General features: G+C 53.1%; 17 protein-coding genes. 5 read left to right on the top strand and 12 right to left on the bottom strand.

Going from position 1 to position 18,869, the window contains the following annotated elements; genetic code table 11:
* The first annotated feature begins 34 nt into the window (after positions 1–34).
* Entirely contained in the window at positions 35–1,465 is a 1,431-nt protein-coding gene (locus tag KNP92_RS02580) for an MBOAT family O-acyltransferase (protein ID WP_214836628.1), read from the top strand.
* A gap of 154 nt (positions 1,466–1,619) precedes the next feature.
* On the opposite strand, the gene KNP92_RS02585 is transcribed toward KNP92_RS02580, so the two are convergent.
* Positions 1,620–2,879 (bottom strand): alginate O-acetyltransferase AlgX-related protein, encoded by a 1,260-nt coding sequence (locus KNP92_RS02585; protein ID WP_214836631.1) that lies wholly within the window; start codon positions 2,877–2,879, stop codon positions 1,620–1,622.
* A gap of 122 nt (positions 2,880–3,001) precedes the next feature.
* On the opposite strand from KNP92_RS02585, the gene KNP92_RS02590 reads away from it, so the two are divergent.
* Positions 3,002–3,502, top strand: coding sequence for a YdcF family protein (locus KNP92_RS02590; protein WP_214836634.1), 501 nt, complete (start codon positions 3,002–3,004; stop codon positions 3,500–3,502).
* Between the two features lie 24 nt (positions 3,503–3,526).
* On the opposite strand, the gene KNP92_RS02595 is transcribed toward KNP92_RS02590, so the two are convergent.
* The 3 genes from KNP92_RS02595 to KNP92_RS02605 form a co-directional block, all read right to left on the bottom strand.
* Positions 3,527–5,293, bottom strand: coding sequence for an acyltransferase family protein (locus tag KNP92_RS02595; protein ID WP_214836637.1), 1,767 nt, complete (start codon positions 5,291–5,293; stop codon positions 3,527–3,529).
* 157 nt (positions 5,294–5,450) lie between these two features.
* Entirely contained in the window at positions 5,451–6,635 is a 1,185-nt protein-coding gene (gene chrA, locus KNP92_RS02600) for a chromate efflux transporter (RefSeq protein WP_214836640.1), read from the bottom strand.
* Positions 6,636–6,641: 6 nt separating this feature from the next.
* On the bottom strand, positions 6,642–6,950 hold the full coding sequence (locus tag KNP92_RS02605) for a PadR family transcriptional regulator (protein WP_214836643.1): 309 nt from the start codon (positions 6,948–6,950) through the stop codon (positions 6,642–6,644).
* 203 nt (positions 6,951–7,153) lie between these two features.
* On the opposite strand from KNP92_RS02605, the gene KNP92_RS02610 reads away from it, so the two are divergent.
* The 3 genes from KNP92_RS02610 (at position 7,154) to KNP92_RS02620 (ending at position 10,650) form a co-directional block, all read left to right on the top strand.
* A complete protein-coding gene (locus KNP92_RS02610) occupies positions 7,154–9,838 on the top strand; it encodes an HD domain-containing phosphohydrolase (RefSeq protein ID WP_214836646.1) in 2,685 nt (894 codons plus the stop codon).
* Positions 9,839–9,998: 160 nt separating this feature from the next.
* Positions 9,999–10,394, top strand: a complete 396-nt coding sequence (locus KNP92_RS02615) for a hypothetical protein (protein WP_214836648.1) — start codon at positions 9,999–10,001, stop codon at positions 10,392–10,394.
* 55 nt (positions 10,395–10,449) lie between these two features.
* Positions 10,450–10,650: a CsbD family protein gene (locus KNP92_RS02620; protein ID WP_214836651.1), complete on the top strand. Its 201-nt coding sequence runs from the start codon at positions 10,450–10,452 to the stop codon at positions 10,648–10,650.
* A gap of 29 nt (positions 10,651–10,679) precedes the next feature.
* Here the strand turns inward: KNP92_RS02620 and KNP92_RS02625 are convergent, their stop codons facing one another.
* The 8 genes from KNP92_RS02625 to KNP92_RS02660 form a co-directional block, all read right to left on the bottom strand.
* Entirely contained in the window at positions 10,680–11,606 is a 927-nt protein-coding gene (locus KNP92_RS02625) for a CAP domain-containing protein (protein WP_214836654.1), read from the bottom strand.
* A 113-nt stretch (positions 11,607–11,719) separates the two neighbouring features.
* On the bottom strand, positions 11,720–12,898 hold the full coding sequence (locus KNP92_RS02630) for an exo-beta-N-acetylmuramidase NamZ family protein (protein ID WP_251136476.1): 1,179 nt from the start codon (positions 12,896–12,898) through the stop codon (positions 11,720–11,722).
* 221 nt (positions 12,899–13,119) lie between these two features.
* The gene (locus KNP92_RS02635) at positions 13,120–14,676 is read right to left on the bottom strand and encodes a C39 family peptidase (protein WP_214836660.1); all 1,557 of its coding nucleotides are present in this window, start codon (positions 14,674–14,676) and stop codon (positions 13,120–13,122) included.
* 108 nt (positions 14,677–14,784) lie between these two features.
* Positions 14,785–15,543, bottom strand: coding sequence for a hypothetical protein (locus KNP92_RS02640; RefSeq protein WP_214836663.1), 759 nt, complete (start codon positions 15,541–15,543; stop codon positions 14,785–14,787).
* Complete coding sequence (locus KNP92_RS02645; RefSeq protein ID WP_214836665.1) at positions 15,540–16,385, bottom strand: ABC transporter ATP-binding protein; 846 nt, start codon at positions 16,383–16,385, stop codon at positions 15,540–15,542. Before KNP92_RS02645 ends, KNP92_RS02640 begins: the two co-directional genes overlap by 4 nt.
* The gene (locus tag KNP92_RS02650; RefSeq protein WP_214836668.1) at positions 16,382–16,588 is read right to left on the bottom strand and encodes a PLD nuclease N-terminal domain-containing protein; all 207 of its coding nucleotides are present in this window, start codon (positions 16,586–16,588) and stop codon (positions 16,382–16,384) included. Before KNP92_RS02650 ends, KNP92_RS02645 begins: the two co-directional genes overlap by 4 nt.
* 108 nt (positions 16,589–16,696) lie before the next feature.
* Positions 16,697–17,110 (bottom strand): universal stress protein, encoded by a 414-nt coding sequence (locus KNP92_RS02655; RefSeq protein WP_214836671.1) that lies wholly within the window; start codon positions 17,108–17,110, stop codon positions 16,697–16,699.
* 71 nt (positions 17,111–17,181) lie between these two features.
* Positions 17,182–18,663: a SulP family inorganic anion transporter gene (locus tag KNP92_RS02660; RefSeq protein WP_214836674.1), complete on the bottom strand. Its 1,482-nt coding sequence runs from the start codon at positions 18,661–18,663 to the stop codon at positions 17,182–17,184.
* Positions 18,664–18,869: the final 206 nt, after the last annotated feature.

The following is an 18,869-nucleotide window of genomic DNA, read 5'->3' on the forward strand; positions in this document are numbered from 1 at the left end:
GTCTTTTTTATTTTTCTAAGAGAGGAGGAAAATCATGCTCTTCAGTTCGACGATCTTTTTATTTTGGTTTTTACCGATTGTCTTAATTCTTTATTATGTCTCGCCGCGTTTCTTGAAGAACACGGTGCTGCTCGTCGCGAGTCTGTTGTTCTACGCATGGGGCGAGCCGATTTACACGGCGGTCATGCTCGCCTCGATCGTCATGAACTATGCGTTCGGCTTACTCGTCGACAACAATCGTGACAACAAGAAGAAGGCGAAGTGGCTCGTCGCCGGCATGGTCGCCGGGAACGTGTTGCTCTTGTCCGTCTTCAAGTACACGAGCTTCATCATCGAGAACGTCAACGCCATCACGGGGCTTGATTTGACCGACCCGAAAATCCCGCTTCCGATCGGCGTGTCGTTCTTCACGTTCCAAGCGATGAGTTACGTCATCGACGTGTACCGGAAAGACGGGAAAGTACAGCGCAACCCGCTCGACCTCGCGCTCTATATCTCGCTCTTCCCGCAACTGATTGCCGGACCGATTGTCCGCTATCAGACGGTCGCCGATGAGATTAACGACCGGAAAGAGACGATGGACGACTTCGCGAGCGGGATTCAGCGATTCGTCATCGGGCTCGCGAAGAAGATGCTCCTCGCGAACAACGCCGGCTACGTCGCCGATCAAATCTTCTCGCAAAATGCGGGTGAGATGTCGATGGGGCTCGCCTGGATCGGGATTATCGCGTACTCGCTTCAAATCTACTTTGATTTCTCCGGATATTCCGACATGGCCATCGGGCTAGGCCGGATGTTTGGGTTCCATTTCCTCGAGAACTTCAACTATCCGTACATCTCGAAATCGGTGTCCGAGTTTTGGCGGCGCTGGCACATCTCGCTCGGCAGTTGGTTCCGCGACTACGTCTATATCCCGCTCGGCGGGAACCGTGGCAGTGCGTGGAAGCTGTATCGAAACCTCGCCATCGTCTGGATTTTGACAGGCGTGTGGCACGGGGCGAGCTGGACGTTCATCGCCTGGGGTGCGTATTACGGGCTCTTCATCATGCTCGAGCGCGCGTTCCTCGGGGCGTGGCTCAAAGCGCTCCCGGCACCGCTCGCGCATGCGTTCACGCTGTTTGTCGTCATTATCGGCTGGGTGTTCTTCCGGGCGGACGACTTCCCTTATGCATTATCCTACTTATCGGCCATGTTCAACTTGAACGGGGCGCCGGTATGGGATAGCGAGGCGATGTTCTACTTCGTGCAGTACGGGGTTATCCTTGTCATCGCGATGATCGCGGCGACACCGCTCCCGAAACAGTTCGGTGAGAAGGTGCTCCGCCTCGAGCAAGACAGCAAGAAGCTGTGGGTCAACTATATGGCCGGCTTCATGCGGCTCGGCTTCATGGCGACGATTTTCATCTTCGCCGTATCGTACATCGTCGCGAGCAGCTTCAACCCGTTCATCTATTTCCGGTTCTAACGAAGACGCAACGTAATATACGTTGCGTTTTTCATTTTGTTGACTGCGTTCATCCGTTGGCGCGATGCGAACAAGACGGAGATATACCGTAAGTCCTTTTAATTCATTAAAAAAACGAACCGATTCGCGAAAGGCGAGTCGGTTCGTCAATAAGTCAATCATTCAATTTCTCATGATAGAGCGGGATAAACTCACCGAGGTTGACATTATGGATGAACAAGACGACGTCGATATCGTTCTGTTTCACATACGTCTCAATCGATGACTCGTCAAAGTGACGGATGTCGATGACGGACAAGTGGCCGAAATGCTCCGGCAACAGCGTCAGCATCGGGTTCGCGTACGAATCTTTCAAGATGAGCGTGCGCGTGTCGTTCTTCGGAGTCTCTTGGTCCATCGTGATGATCGGCCAGTTACGGTGGAGGAAGAGCGAGTACATCTCTGTGTACGTTTCTTCTGCCTGAAGCGGTTTCTTGTTAATCAAGTTCCCGCCGCACGTCTCTGAGCGGTTGTAACAAATGTTGTTCGGCGTGTAACCGGCTTTCGGTTCGAGCCACTCGAACGAATCACCGTCTTTCACGTACTGTAGCGTCGTGCTACGGGCGTACGAGCCGTAATAAGGACGTTCATGCGTTTTTGTCCGGAGTTCGCCTGGTTTCAGCGGTTCCCCGACTTCCGGGTGGTCAGCGGCGATTTGTTTCACCGTCTGCGCATAGGCGAGATAGGCGCCGTGAATATTCCAATGGTAGTCGGTCTTATAAAAGACGTCACTCAACCGATCCGCTGCGTTCAACGGTTTCCGGTAATCCATGACCGTCATCCCTTCGACGCTCGCGAGCCCGTCCCGAACGTCTTTGAAGATTTTCGGCGCGTCATTGCCCATATAATCCGGCATGTTCGGACCGACATCGACCATCGAGGCCTTGTTCGGAGCGAGTCCGAAATAGACGTCGACGCCTGATTCGTTCATGGAACTTGTAAATGTCGAGAGGTCATCGAGCAATCGCTGTGAGTCGACCGGTTCTTTCATCGGGGACTCCATCGTCCCGTCAGCCGAGACGTAAATCCCGTTTTTCACCGTTTGTCGGAACAAGTCCTTTGAAAGGAATGCGTGTAGGCTAATCCAACTGTCGCGGTTGACGACGTGGTCGGTCACGTACGACTCGACGCTCTTCATATAGGCGCCTGACATGACGTTCTCGATGGTCAGTTCGACCGGTGGGCCGGCCAGTTTTCGGTTCTCCATATCGGACACTTCACGCTTTTCCGAAGTTAGGGTCAAATAGGCCCCTCCGACCAAGAAAGCACAAAATCCGAGAACGATGATTGTATGAAGGATGAGCTTCGTTGATTTATGTCGATTGACGCGCCGTTGCCGAATCCGGTCATCGGGCACGCGGTTCAAGTTTTGCATCTGGGATACTCCTTCGATTCAAATTAATCCGATACTCATTCTACCATATATTTGCTGTTGCTTCTGTAACAAAAACGTATCAGTCGAATGATATAATTACAGCTAAAGGCAGGTGCACGTGAATGAGACGACAAGCAGATGGGACGTATCGCTACGTCCTCATCCTCGGGGCGAAAGTGAACGGGATCCATCCGTCAAAGGCGCTTCGAAACCGAATCAATGTGGCGGCGGATTACGCGAAGCATCACCCGCACGTTGAGCTGATTGCGACCGGTGGCCAAGGACCGGACGAAGGGATGGCCGAGGCGCGTGTCATCGAGCGCGAGCTCATTCGTCTCGGTATCGATCGGACGCGTATCCATGTCGAGGACGCTTCGACGTCGACGTACGAGAACTTTTATTTTAGCCGGGCGATTTGGGACGGAGAACCGGGGGTCACCGTCGTCACGAACGACTTCCACGTCCGCCGGGCCAGGCTCGTCGGGCGACTCTATTTCGGACTTCAAACGGACGGGCTCGGTGCGTCGACACCGACTTCAGTTAAACCGAAATATGTCATCCGCGAACAGCTCGCCTACGTCAAGCTGTTCCTCAACTATTTGCGCTGGAAGTGGCGCCCATAAAAATGACCTAGCGACTATGCTAGGTCATTTTTCACTGGTACAGCCAATCTCTTCTTCAAGCAATCGGCCGAACGCCTCGGCGCCATCAATCGTCAAATGGACACCGTCAGCTTCGAAGTAGTCGTTTTTGCCAGTGGATGCCTCGTGCCAATCGATGAGCGTGACGTTATCTCGAGACGCACTGGCACGTCTCAGTTTGTCGTTCACTTCTTGCTCCCACGGACGCGGCACACGCGTGTTAATCAAATAGATACGGTCCGCGTCTTCGAACTGCTCAATCAACGTGTCGAGCTGCTCCATTTTGAAGGCCCCGTTCGTCCCGAGATGAAGGAAGACGACATGTCCCTGGGAATTGTATGTTTGATATGACATTGCGACGTCTTGCGCGTCGCGCACCTGACGCCCCAGTTCAGCATCAATTTTCATGTTCGGGAACGCACTGCCGAGATACTCGTTCAACCCGAGGAGGACCGAGTCCCCGATTGCAAGCGCTGGCGGACATGTATTAATTGGCTGTTCGGTATCCTCCTCCGCTTGTTCTGGAGGCGGTTCAGGTGCCGGATTCGGTTTCACAATCGGAATCTCCTCGGTCCGCTCATTCGTCCCACTGAAGGCGAGAATTGACAAGTTGCCGACGAGGACGAGCGAGAGGGCCGTCGCGACACTGACCGCCGCAAGTCGGCCAGGCGAGAGCGCAGGGCGTAACGACTGAAGTGCCCCTTTGAAGCCGAGTTGTCGTACCGGCGTCTCGATGAACCGGTACGACAACTCGGCAATCACGAGCGTCAACGCGACTTGTCCGAGCGCACGGAGCGGTTCAAACGTGCCGATTTGCGCAATCGGGGTCGTCAAGATGATGACCGGATAGTGCCATAAATAGATGCCGTACGTCCGGGTCCCGATGAGACGAATCCATTTGCTGCCGAACAGACGGGACCAAACGGTCGACGGATGGGCCGTCGCGGCGATCAAGATAGCCGACGCCAAGGCGACGAGTAAGAACCCGCCATAGTAGAGGAACGTGCCATACGCACTCGCAGCCGTCATGATGACGAGGAGGCTGAGTAGCGCCATGCCGCCACCCATGTTCAAGATGCGGCGCCCGATGTCTGGCATCTCTCGTTTGAACGCGTCCGGTTGCCAACCGAAGGCGAGTAGCGCTCCAACGAGGAGGGCGAACAGACGCGTGTCCGTCCCGTAATAGACGCGGCTCGGGTCGACGCCTGGCGTGAAGTTGAACGCCATCCAAGCCGCTGAAGCGACGAGCATGACCGAAACGACTTGAAGCAGACGCCGTTTCGACTTCAAGCCGATGAGGAGCAAGAGCGGCCAGACGAGATAGAACTGCTCCTCGATCGAGAGTGACCACAAGTTTTGAAGCGGCGACGGTTTCCCGAAACTCTCGAAGTACGAGACGTCATGGAAGACGTACCACCAGTTGTTCACATAGACGAGCGCGGCGAGGGTATCTTGCCGCACCGTATTGAGCAAGTCCGGTTCGAACAACCAGACGACCGTCATGACGACCGAAAGCATGAAAATGAGTGCCGGCAACAGCCGCCGGAACCGGGCGATATAGAAGCGTTTCAAATCGAGTCGGCCCGCGTTCGCCCATTCGCGAATCAAGATGCCTGTGATCAAATAGCCGGACAGGACGAAGAAAACGTCGACCCCGAGGAAGCCCCCGGTTATGTATGGTGTGTTTACATGAAATAAAATGACCGCGAGGACGGCGAACGTGCGCAGTCCGTCCAGACCGGGCATATAGTTTGAGTGGCGCAACGGTTGCATGCTCCCACTTCCTTTCGTACGTTTCCCTATTGTTGAAAGAATCTATCTTTCAGTATAACGAGACGACAGCTAGAAAAAGTTTCAAACGATTAACATTTTCCAAACGAAAGTGGAGCAAAACAGGAAATAAAAAAAGGACCCCGAAAGGTCCCATTCGTTACAACATCCCGATCATCGAGCCGCCGATGACGCCGGCGATGACGAGTGACCAAGGTGGCAATTTCCAATAGGCGATCATGACGAACAACAACCCGGCGAAGACGAAGTCGACGACACCGTTCACCGTGCTCGTGAAGATCGGTTGATAGAACGCCGCAATCAAAATCCCGACGACGGCCGCGTTTACCCCGATGAGAGCACCGCCGACTTTCGGATTCTGGCGTAGCGCGTTCCAAAACGGGAGCGCCCCGAGGATAAGGAGAAACGCCGGCAGGAAGATAGCGAACGTCGCGAGCAACCCGCCCGGCACCCCGTTGATGACAGTCCCGAGGTATGATGCGAACGTGAACAGCGGTCCTGGAACGGCTTGGGCCGCCCCGTAACCGGCAAGGAACGCCTCTTCGCTCAAGAATCCGGCCGGGACGAGCTCACGCTCAAGGAGCGGCAAGACAACGTGTCCGCCGCCGAAGACGAGCGCTCCGGCCCGGTAAAAGCTATCAAACATCGCGAGTGATTGATTCTCGATCGTCTCGCGCAAAATCGGCAAGATGACGAGAAGTGCCCCAAACAGTCCGAGGAGCGCCGCCCCGAGTCGTTTCGAGAGCGGGAACGTCGCCGATTTGACGTCCAAATTTTGCGGCTTGAATAGCAAGAACCCAACCAACGCAGCAAGAATGATGACGAGCACTTGGCTATACGCCGTCTGGACGAGCAATACACCAGCGAGGGCGAAGAAGGCAATCGTCCGGGTCTTCGCGTCCGGTGTGAGCTTTCCGGCCATCCCAAGGATGGCGTGGGCGACGATGGCGACGGCGACGACTTTCAATCCGTACAGCCAACCGGCATCCGAGACGTCAAGCCCGGAGACGAACAAGGCGAACACGATGAGCGCGATGACCGACGGGGCGGTGAAGCCGATGAATGAGGTGATGCCGCCGAGAATCCCACCTCGGACGATGCCAATCCCGATACCGACTTGAGAGCTTGCTGGTCCGGGCAAAAACTGACAGAGGGCGACGAGGTCGGCGTACGCCTTCTCGTCAATCCATTTGCGGCGTCTGACGTATTCCTCGTGGAAGTAGCCGAGGTGGGCGATCGGTCCCCCGAACGACGTCAAGCCGAGTCGGGTCGAGACGAATAAAATCTCGAGTAACGTCTTGAGCGTTACACGTTGTTTTTCCATGTGGTGTCACTCCTTTATTTCTTTAAACAGTTCATGCGCTTTTTGGCGGGCTTCCGCCAAGACGACGAGCCCTTTTTCGGTCGTCGTGTAGTTCTTTCGGATATGGCCGTCCACGTTCTCATTCGTGCGGATGAGCAAACCGTCTTTCTCCATCCCGTGTAAAATCGGATAGAGCGTGCCGGCACTGATCGCATAGCCGTGTTCACGGAGCTCTTCGACCATCCAGGCACCGTACACCGGATGTTCGGCGGCATGGTGCAAGATGTGGATATGGATGAAGCCGAGGAAGAGCTTCCGAAGGACGCGGTCTTCCATCATCATCAACTCCTTAAAATCGAATTTCGATATCGATTACCGACATCAGTCTAACAAGAACGCTTGAGCGGTTCAACTTTTCGTGTACTTCTTAACGAAAACTTAACAAACAAATATCGCGCATTATTCAATCGGTAAATATAGGGAAAATGCGAAAAATGGGGTAAACTATATAAAAAGTATGCAGCTTAGGAGGAAATGACGTGACAAATCGCAACCTTACACCGTACCATACGTTGTTGCGCCATATGCCCCAAGGCTACGTCGAGTTCAAAGTGATCTATGACGCGGCTTCGGAGCCGATCGATTACGAATTTGTAGAAGTGAATGAAGCGTTCGAGAAGATCATGAAAGTGAAACGCGATCATTTCATCGGCAGTGTGATCACAGAGCTATTGAAAGACTTTGAATATAGCGAGCGTGAGTGGATCGTTCAGGTCGCCCGAGCCGTCAATAGCGGGGAGACGATTACGTTCGAGCACTACTCGCGACGGAATAAAGCGTGGTATGAGCTGTCGGTCTTTAGCGAACGAGCAGGCTACGTCTCGACGATTTTCCACGATATCACGCCGCACGTCCAAGAGAACAATGCATTGAAACAACTCGTGAACGTCAATAATCGCTTCATGTCGACGGGGCGGGAGTTACTCATCAATCAACACTTTTTAGATCAAATCCGTGACTTCACAGGGGCGAAGGCGGTCGCCTTGAACTTGATTGAAGAAGACGGGCTGACGTACTCGACGGTCGCCTTGAGCGGGATGAACGAGACGATTGAACGGAGTCTCGACATTTTAGGCTTTCATCCGGTGGGGAAGAAGTGGGGCGTCTATCCGGAACGCGTGCGGATGATGCAGGCGGAAAATCCGATCGTGTTTGACCGAGTCGAGCAGTTGATTGAAAATCGCTTGTCGCGGCGCCTAGTCAAAAACTTGGTCCGTATCTTCGACCTGGGTCAAATCATCTTGTTCAAAATTGAGAAAGACGGTGTCTTATACGGGGACTTGACGATTGTCATGCAAGGGGATTACAAGCCGAATCGACTCGGCCTCGTCGACCTCTACATCCACCACATTCTAGAGCAGATGACGAAATCCGATCAACAGACAGGACAAGCGAAAGAATCCATGTTCGAGAGCTTTGCGACGGTCGATTTAGAGTGTATCCTTTCACTCCAAAGTCATGAGGTACTTCACTTGAACGCCGCGTGGGAGCGCGTGCTCGGCTACTCGATGGATGAGCTCGAGAATATGGATTTCATTGGCCTCGTTCATCCGGAAGATCTGGCAAAAACAGATCGAGCGTTCGCACAGCTTGAGACCGGGCAAGAACTTTACCGCTTCGTCAATCGCTATCGAACGGTCGATGGCGATTATCGTTCGATTGAATGGCACTGCAAAGTCCAGGCGAACTATATTTATGCCGTCGCAAAAGATGTGACCGAGCGTGTCCAGCTCGAGGAAGAACTCGCAGAACGTGACCGACTGCTCACCAAGTTGTCTAACCAGGTACCAGGTGCAATTTATCAATTTGAGCTTCGACCGGACGGTTCTTTCTCGTTCCCATTCTTTAGCCGAGGGTTTGAAGAATTGACCGGTGTGCTCGCAGAAGACGTCCAGCGAGACGCCAATATTGTGTTTGCGACGATTCATCCGGAAGACTATCCACAAGTCATGGCAAGCATCGAGGAGTCTTATCGCCAGTTGACAATTTGGGACGCCGAGTTCCGTGTGATCGGACCCGATGGTCAAATCACATGGATTTTAGGCTCGTCCCGTCCAGAGAAAATCGGGGAAGGTCACGTGCTCTGGCATGGCTATATCGGGGACGTAACCGAGAAGAAAAAGTACGAGATGGAGATTGAGTATCTCAGTTATCACGATCAATTGACCGGCGTGAAAAACCGTCGTTATTTTGACGAAGTGCTCGTGACGTATGACGAGCCAGCGTATTATCCACTCGCGCTCATCGTTGTCGACATTAACGGGCTAAAATTGACGAACGACGCTTTCGGTCATATGGTCGGGGACCGTTTGCTTATTGAAGCGTCCAACATTTTAAAACGTGAGGTCCGTGGCAAAGATACGGTCGCGCGAATCGGTGGAGATGAGTTCGTCATTATCTTACCGAATACGGACGCGACCGAGGCAAAACAGTTAGCTGACCGGTTGAGCCGGCAATTTTTAGCAAAGTCGATTGAAGGCCTCCCGATTTCCGCTTCATTCGGTGAAGCGGTGAAGCAAGATGAGACGCTATCTATCGCCGAAGTGTTCAACTTGGCGGAAGACCGGATGTATCACCATAAAGTTTCGGAAAAGCAGAGCCGACGTCATCATTCGATTCAACTGATCATGCGAACACTGTACGAGAAAATCCCGCGAGAAGAAGCGCACTCGACACGTGTGGCCGAACTCGCCGAGAAACTCGGGATCGCGATGGGCTTTACGAGTTCAGAGGTAAGCGAATTGCGTGCCGCAGCGACGCTCCATGACATCGGGAAAGTCGCCATCAGCAATGAGATTCTCGATAAGACAGGACCGCTTACTGACGCCGAGTGGCGAGAAATTAAACGCCACCCGGAAGTGAGCTATAACATATTAAGCACGGTGCCGGAGTACGGCACACTGTCCGAAATCGTCCTCGCTCATCACGAACGTTGGGACGGGAAAGGCTATCCGAAAGGTCTTAGCTCATATGACATCCCAATCGCCTCGCGGATCATCTCCATCGCGGACACGTTTGACGTCATGGTGACGGGGCGACCGTACCGGAAAGCGAAGACGGTCGAGGAAGCACTCGCCGTCATCCGAGAAGAGGCGGGGAAACAGTTCGACCCGATGCTTGTCGAAGTCTTCTTTGAGAAAGTCGTACCGACGTTGCAACGCTAAAAAGAGACGGGTTCGTCCCGTCTCTTTTTATTTGAGGAAAGGACGGACACAAAAGAGACAAATGATTTTAACGCCACATGCAGGAAAGTGTCGCATCTCGTCGAAAGTTTAATAGTCGGAGTATTCAGACAATTAACGGATGATGAAGTGAGGGATTCCCATGAAAGGGTGGCAGTTCAATAAAGAATCAGGCGAAAAATTTCCGGACGAAATGGCATGGTCACTATTTTGTACGGTCGAGCCGAAGCGGATGGACGCGACGTTACCGTTTTATTACGATGAGTCGGTATTCCGATTCACAAACGGCAGCGAGTCATTTTATTTTAAAGTCTCGCCGAGCTATCACGAGTTCGAGGTGAACGTGAAAGATGCGAATGGCGAGCTCATCTATTACCAACTGTTGCGTACGGTCGGAAAAGTGGAGGTGCTTGAGGACCGGCGTGACCATGGGGAGCTATTGATCGTCATGAACGAGGACCGAGAGCGGACGGTGACGACGATCGAACTGACGGTGCGCCCGCGTTTTCGTGTACTCGTCAAAGAACACTATGTTTGAGTTTTCCTCCGAGTGGTACATAAATTAGACAGGATACTACAAGGAGGAATGCTCGATGAGTAAAGACGGACTTGGTAAGAAAATAGAAGGTGCTCTTGATAAAGCAGCAGGGAAAGCGAAAGAAGGTCTTGGGAAAGCGACCGACGACCGTTCCTTAAAACGGGAAGGTCAAAAAGACCAGTTGAAAGGCACCGCAAAAGAAAAGACTGGCCAGGCACAACAGAACCTGGACAGCTTGAAAAACGATCGTCGTTAAATCAAACGGGCTCATCATGAGCCCGTTTTTCATTTAGTCAAAAACACTTGGACGTGAATCGTCTGGCCTTGCGCATTTTTTGCGGCACCTGTCCCGAGATGGGTGAAGCGGGCGTTCAAGATGTTGGCGCGATGGCCGCTCGAGTTCATCCATGCTCGGACAGCTGTCGCCGGGTCGCTTGACCCCATGTAGATGTTCTCGCCCCAACCGCGATAGCTCACGTTGTAGGCGTCGAGCGTGTCACCCGGGCTTCCGTTCTCACGAAGCTGGTGCGAGAACTGACCGGTGCGCGCCATCTCATCGGCCCGGACTTGGGCGACGCGGTTCGCTTCCGCTGAGGCCCCGAGCACCGAGAGGCCGGCCGCTTGACGCTCCTTGTTCGTCTCGCTCAACACAGAAACGGTCACAGGCGCGGTGAACGTGACGTGTTTTGCCATCAAGTAGCCGGTCTGTGTCCCGACCTTCACTTTGTACCAACGCGTCGAGCCGGTGTAACGGTAGCTGATCGTCTCGAACGTCGTGCCTTGGCGGAGGAAGGCGAGGTTCGACGAGACGGTCGAGGCGCCCGACTTCAAGTAAACGCTCGATGGGGAGACGTACGCCGTTTTCGAATAGGCGACCTCCGCTGTCGACAACTTCACATAAGCGGCAGGGACGTAGGCGAATCCGGCGCCCCATTGAATCTTATACCACGGCGTCCCATTGACGTTGAACGACGTCCGCACCGTCATCGTGCCGTCACGTGGGATGAGACCGAGCCGTGCCGCCGATAGCGACGGGGTCTTCCGGACCGGTAATTGACTGATGCCGGTGACGCTCCCTTTCGTATTGATGGCGGTTTCTGTATAGGCGGCTTCGACCGTTGCCGGTTCAAGTGGCAACGAGGACGTTGACGGGGTGAACGTGAGCATCGCCGCGAGGGCGGCGGAAGTGAGAAGGACGATTGGTTTTTTCAAGGGGGATGGCTCCTTTTCAAGTAATTTACCTTTATAATATATCGAAAAGGGTAATTGTGGGCATTACCATTTCATTACAAAAATAGACAGACTCATATGAGCCTGCCTTCATATCATTTGTATAATAGATATTCTTTCCGAATCGGTAAGAATGCGTCACGCTCGACATCGACTTTTGCCATAATCGCCTCGAGCGACTCACCAGCAAGGATCATGTCCTTCACGTACGCATTCCCGGTCAGACGGGTGATAAAATCGTTCGCGAGGAACTCGAACTCGTCCGGATACAAGTCATGCGCCGTCTTCACCATGGCGATGCCGGTCTTGACCGCTTCAAACTTCGTCGGCTCCGTGACATATACTTCGACGCCGTGCGACAGTTTGCCCGCGTTCTTCGAGAACGTCGGTGTGAACGAGGCGGCGCGGAACGTGACGCCAGGAAGGTCGAGGTCATTCAACGTTTGGGCGTACTCGTGTGCTTTGATGTACGGTGCGCCAATCAACTCGAACGGCTTCGTCGTACCGCGGCCTTCCGATAGGTTCGTCCCTTCGAATAGCCCGGTCGCCGGATAGACATTGACCGTGTCGGTCGTCGGCATGTTCGGTGACGGCATGACGAACGGGAGGCCCGTGTCTTCGTACAGCATCGACCGTTTCCAGCCTTTCATCTTGACGACTTCGAGGTCGGCTTGAATCTGATACTCCGTGTTGAACAAGCGGGCGAGTTCGCCGACGGTCATGCCGTGTTTAAGCGGGATCGGGTATAGCCCGATGAAGCTTGAATAGGCCGGGTCGAGTACGGGTCCATCGACGCGGAGCCCTCCTTGCGGATTCGGCCGGTCAAGGACGACGAACGGGATATCATTCTCGGCTGCCGCTTCCATCGCATACGCCATCGTATAGATGTACGTATAGTAGCGCGTACCGACGTCTTGGATATCGAACACGAGGACGTCGATGTCCGCGAGCATCTCCGGTGTCGGTTTCCGCGTCGCGCCGTATAGGCTATACACAGGGAGTCCGGTCACTTCGTCGATATAGGAACTGACGGTGGCCCCGGCCTGTGCGTCGCCGCGTACGCCGTGTTCTGGACCATAGAGCGCCGTCAGTTCGAAGCTGTCGGCGTTATGGAACAAGTCGACGATACTCGTCATCGACGAATCGACACCGGTCGGGTTGGTGATTAGGCCGACGCGTTTCCCGTCGAGAAGCGACGTGTCGTCCATAAGCCGTTCAACGCCGAGTTCGACTTTCGGCTTCTTCGGAACTGAGTTTGCATCTGTCTCGAGCATGACGAGCGACGAGGTGATGAGTGTCAAGGCGGCAACGCCTCCGATCCATTTCTTCATATAAATTCCTCCTTAAGAAAATGTAAGCGCTTTACTCATTTAGTTGAAGTGTAACATTTTGTATTTTAAATTCAATATATTTTATTAAAAATAGGAAATTATATTTCTTTGAATGGTTCGGAATACCTAAAAAGAGCCAGACGTGTAAACGTCTGGCTCGAGTATTAGCGAACAGATAACGCCTTCCATCCGGTCGCCCCCATCACCGCGCTCACTCGTGATTTCGGGATGGTGAGACGCCCTCGGTACGGGTCGTTGATATAAAGATTGTTTTTGTCATAGCCCGTCGCGAGCATGACGTGATAGTTTAAGAAGCCGGTGAACTTTTGGTTCGACGCCGTGTACCAGTTGAAATAGCCATACGGCGTCTTAAAATCGACGCTCGCCCAGACGATGACCGGATTGCCGAGTGACAGCTCACGCTCAATCGAGGCGAGCCCTTGCCCGGACAAATCTTTCACGGGACGATATTTGCTTGAGAAACCGATCATGCCTTTCGGATAGATGCCATAGTTTCGGTACTTGCCGAGCGTGCCTTTCGGGTCACCGGTGAACATGACGTTCGGGTCGACCCAGCGGTATAACCGATTTTCGTAGCGGGCGTTCCACATGCTCTTTGGCATCTCTCGATACAGCGTCTCGGCGCTGACGACCCGTCCTTTTTTCTCGAGCGCCATCTTGAGGGAAAAGAACTCACAACCAGATGGATACCCCATCGGAAACTGACGATAGAGCGGCACGTTCATCTTGTAGACGGATAGAGCAGGGGCGTAGGCGCCGCTGCTGTTAAAGGAGGCGTTACCGACGCGCTTGTTTTTATACATCACACCAGACGTGTCGAAAAAGTACCAGTTGCCCTTGATTAGTTGCCAGTCGGTCTTCTTCGTGAGTGCTGGTGCGTAATATTCATATTGGGTCGTATATTTCCATCCCGTTTCCCGGACGCCGGTCGAATGGAAGTGATATGTGACACCGTCGAGCTTTTGCTTGCCACGTAATCGGTAGCCGTACGTCGGATGTAAGCCATATACTTTCCCACCGATCGTCTGGAGACCGTGACGACGCACGCCGTCTGTCCCGAAATAATAGACGTTCGTCCCATACGTCTGCCAACCTGTGGCCATCTTTCCATTGGCGAGGAACAGATACTTCTGTCCGCTCACGGTGTACATGCCGGGTCGGATGATGCCGTCAGCGAACAAATAGTGCCGCGTCCCGTTGATTGTCTGCCAACCGGTTAACAATACACCGTTCGGGGCGAAGTAGTGCCGGTTGCCGGAGACGGTCCAGAATCCGGTCAACATGACGCCGGTCGAATGGAAAAAGTACTGTTTGCCGGCCACCGTCTGCCAACCTTTCCGCATTACACCGTCACTACCGAATAAGTAAGTTTTCCCCTCGATTGTCTGAAAACCGGTCGTCATCTTTCCACTTGTATGAAAGAAGTACCGTTTCCCTTCGAGGGCGAGCCATCCGGTTGCAAGCACGCCATCGGGATGAAAATAGTATGTAGCCTGCTCAATCACTTGCCATCCTGTGACCATGATCCCGTTTGGATCGAAGTAATATGTCTTCCCATCAATCGTTTGCCATCCTGTCAACAGTGTTCCATCCGCTGCGGTGTAGACGGTCCCGGCCGGCGTCGTCTCGAACCCGGCCTCGACGGTGTTCGGTAAGAACAAGGCGAAACTGATCCCGACGATCCATAAAAGTCGCTTCATTCATGTCCCTCCATCATTCGTTAGAATTGGAATTATTTTGTAATCATTATATACCCGAAATGAGGTGGGATGAACGACTGAAAAGGGCCTATTTTTCTGGGATGTACATCAGGACGATTTACTCAAAAAGCGCAAGGCTTTCGATGCGAAGAATAGACAGAGACCGATGAGCAGCATCGCGCTCGCGAGCGTCCATAGAGGCTCCACTTCTAAAAGAAGCGCTTCTCCGGACAAGCTGCCAAGCCGCCACGGTAACCAGTCCCACTCGAGCCAACTGATCAGGAGCGACAAGACGAGATGTCCACCGAGCGTGATGACGAGTGCGACGAGGCCGCTTTCAAGAAGTGCGGCGAACAAGAAGAAAATGGACAGTTGGACGATAAAATGCGCAATTAACAGCCCGGTCGACACGAAGAAGTCGGTCACGTCGAAGGAATCGAATAAAATGATTGTATAATAGGCGGCCGTCCCTTGAGCGAGTATAAGCGATAGGGTTGCGAGGAGCGTATAGTGTCCCCATTTACTGACGACGATGCGTGACGCTGGAATATTGAGTGATTTCAACCATGCTAGCGTCCCGATCGTCCGCTCTTGACTGAACGTATGCATCGCCGACAATAGGACGACGAGGAGTCCGATTTGACGTAACTGTTCACCGGCTGACAATAGTACTTCGGCTGGAGACGGTGTCGGAATCTCGATGACGGCTCCGTCTGGCAAGTTACCGCCGGCTGCCAAAATATCAGGTAAGAAATAAAGTGTGAGCGGCTGCATCGCAGCGAGCAACATGAGTGCGACAGGGACCCAAATGAGTCGTTTGTTGCGCCAAGACTCGTTCCACTCTTGTTTAAAGATGGCGGTCTTCATGCGTTCACCTCCAAGAAGAGTGACTCGAGCGACGGATGACCGACGTGGAGAGATTGGACACGCAAACCACGTTCGAGGATTGTTCGCAAGATTGCTTGTTCCGTCACGTCTTTCGCTGACGTCTCGAGTTCCCACGACGTCCCGGAGCGCGTCACGCGGACGACGCCAGGTAGCGCTCGCCAAACGTCCTCGGTCGTCTCGTCAGCGAACAAGCGGAGTTGGATCGACGACTTCGACCCAAGTAGGTCCGTAACTGTGCCTTCCATAAGAAGCTTGCCTTGACGGAGCAACAACACCCAATCGCTCGCTTCCTCGGCATCCGGCAAGACGTGGGTCGAATACAAAATCATCCGCTCGCGTTTCAGATCACTCAACAGATCGAGCACCTCGCGACGGCCGCGTGGGTCGAGCGCCGACACCGGTTCATCGAGCAAGAGCAGTTCCGGATCGTGGACGAGCGCTTGGGCGATGCCGAGCCTTTGCCGCATTCCGCCAGAAAGTTGGGAAGCAGGTCGGTCGACCGGCTCAAGACCGACGCGCGAAAGTAGCTGGTGCGCATCCGGCTTCGTTCCCGTCAGCTCGCCGGCATAACGAATCGTCTCCACCGGGGTGAGCGATGGATAAAGCGCCGGGCGCTGCGGTAAGTAACCAATCCGAATCGCGTCGTGCCCAATCAGTTCGCCAGTCGTCGGGGCCGTCACTCGTGCCATCATATTTAATAATGTCGTCTTGCCGGCCCCGTTCTCCCCGAGGAGTGATGTACAGCCGGGGCGGAGCGAGAAGCTGACGTCATCGAGTGCGGTGAACGTACCGAACCGTTTCGTAAGATGGGCCACCTTCATCGTTTCGTCCGTCCCCAAAGGAAGTAAATGATTGGGCCGAGAATGTTTATAAACAAGATGACGAGCAACCACACCCATTTCGGTCCGTTCGTCTCGTTGCGCTTAAATAGATCGATCAAAGCGAACGTCAGCAAGATCACTTGTAAAATGAGTAGCGGTAATAAGATGAGTAATAATATGCTGGAATCATTTGCGATTTCCATAAAAGTTCCTCCTTCATTTAAACATCCTTTATTCCATTCTACATGCGACGGTCAGTTCCTGTATCGGACACAAAAAATCCCAATCTCGCAAAGGAGAAAGGGATGTGTTCATTTGACAATGATGACAGGGGCAAGCGCCCGTTTGGCCAGCTTGTGGCTGACGCTACCGAGCACGAACTCTTGGAACGCATTTAACCCGCGCGATCCGACAACGACATATTCATACGGTTCGTGGTTGGCATATTTTACGAGTTCGACGTCCGGCTCGCCACGGAGCTCGATGTATTCATAATCGATGCCTTCCGTCTCAATTAAATCGAAGAGCGGCTGCAACATACGCTTTCGTTTCGTCTCGAGGTCGAGTTTCCCGGTCGAGTTGAGCGCCGCTTCTTTTGATTCTTTCGCACTGACGACGTGAACAAGGTCGATTGAGGCGTCCGACGCCTTGGCGAGTTGAATTGCTTTTTCAAGCGCACGTTTCGAGTGGGCAGAACCGTCTGCCGCGATAAACACCTTTCCCATACAAGTCCTCCTCTTTGAAACCGTCTCTTTTTAGTATATGCGATTGAACAATGTGACGAACAGAAAATTCATCAATGCCCAGCGTGCGCATCTTGTTGCTTTAAGTGTAGCGCGAGCGTATTGAGCAATTTTTCTGAGTCTTTATTTAAGTTTAACAGTCTCGGTTCGATGCCGGCCGCGCGATATTTGAAAACAACTTTATCGATGGCACCGATGGCCGAGTCGTCCCAAAGGTGCGTGTTCGCGAAGTCGATCGTCACGTGTTTGATGTCGGCTTCCACGTCTTCTTCAATGTCAAACCGGGTCACGAACTCTGATGTCGAGGCGAAGAACAGTTGGCCGTTCACTGTGTAGTGAACGTGATGTTGCTCTACGTTTCGGTCGAGCTCGACTTTCGAGATTTTGGCTGCAAAGAGGATGGCTGCCGTTAAAATCCCGGCGAACACACCGAGCGACAAGTCGTGCGTTAAGACGGTGACGAGTACCGTGACGAGCATGACGACTGTGTCGGATTTTTGGGCGGTGCGAAGTCCTTTAAGCGATCCCCAATCGAACGTCGCGTACGAGACGAAGAACATGACCCCAACGAGGGCACCGATTGGGATGAGCATCAAAATGTCACTCATCGTCATAATCATGATGAACAAGGCGAGTCCGGCGACAAACGTCGACAGACGCCCCCTTGCTCCGGACGAAACGTTAATGACCGATTGGCCAATCATTGCGCACCCTGGCATCCCGCCGAAGAAGCCGGCGATGATGTTGGCGATGCCTTGTCCTTTCGACTCGCGGTTCTTATTCGAATCCGTGCCGGTCATGTCGTCGACAATTTGTGCGGTAAGAAGCGACTCGATCAATCCGACGAAAGCGAGGGAAATCGAGTAAGGGAGGATGATCATCAACGTCTCAAACGTCAACGGGACGTTTGGGAATAGAAATTCCGGGAGCGTAGCTGAGATCGTGCCCATGTCGCTAATGTTTTTCGTTTCAAGCCCGAGCGTGACCGCTAGAATCGTCATGACGACGATGGCGACGAGCGGCGCTGGGATGACTTTATTGATGCGCGGGAACAAGAAGATGATGGCGAGCGATCCGCCGACAAGCGCCCAGATGATCCAGCTCTCACCTTCGAAATTCGTCAACTGCGCCTGGAAAATTAAAATCGCGAGCGCGTTGACGAAGCCGACCATCACGGCACGGGGGATGAATTTCATCAACCGGGCGATGCCGAAGTAACCGAGCGCGATTTGAATGATTCCGGCAAGGATTCCGGCAGCAAGTAAATACTGCAGGCCGTAATCGGCGACGAGCGAGACGATGACGAGCGCCATCGCTCCGGTCGCGGCTGAGATCATCGCCGGTCTTCCTCCGGCGATTGAGATGACCATCGCGATGATGAACGAGGCATAGAGTCCGACCATCGGATCGACACCGGCAATGAGCGAGAACGCGATCGCTTCAGGGATGAGTGCGAGCGCGACGACGATTCCCGCGAGCACGTCGGCCCGGACGTTGCCGAGCCAATCTTGTTTTATCGTATTCAATTTTTCCAAAAGAACACACCTCTCTATACTATTTTTGACTTTGACCTCCGAGTCTCACGAAGATCAAACGCCGCATTATATGAGAGAAGTTATTTCACGGACACCTATTATCACAACGTCATTTAGAATACTTTAATTTTTTGGAAAAGACAATTGCAACGTGTGAACATCTATGGTAGTTTCATAACGTGAAGGTTATATAACGATTTTGTTAT

Origin of the sequence: Exiguobacterium sp. s122 (assembly GCF_018618475.1) — a bacterium.
In the GTDB taxonomy this organism is placed as follows: Bacteria; Bacillota; Bacilli; order Exiguobacteriales; family Exiguobacteriaceae; genus Exiguobacterium; species Exiguobacterium himgiriensis.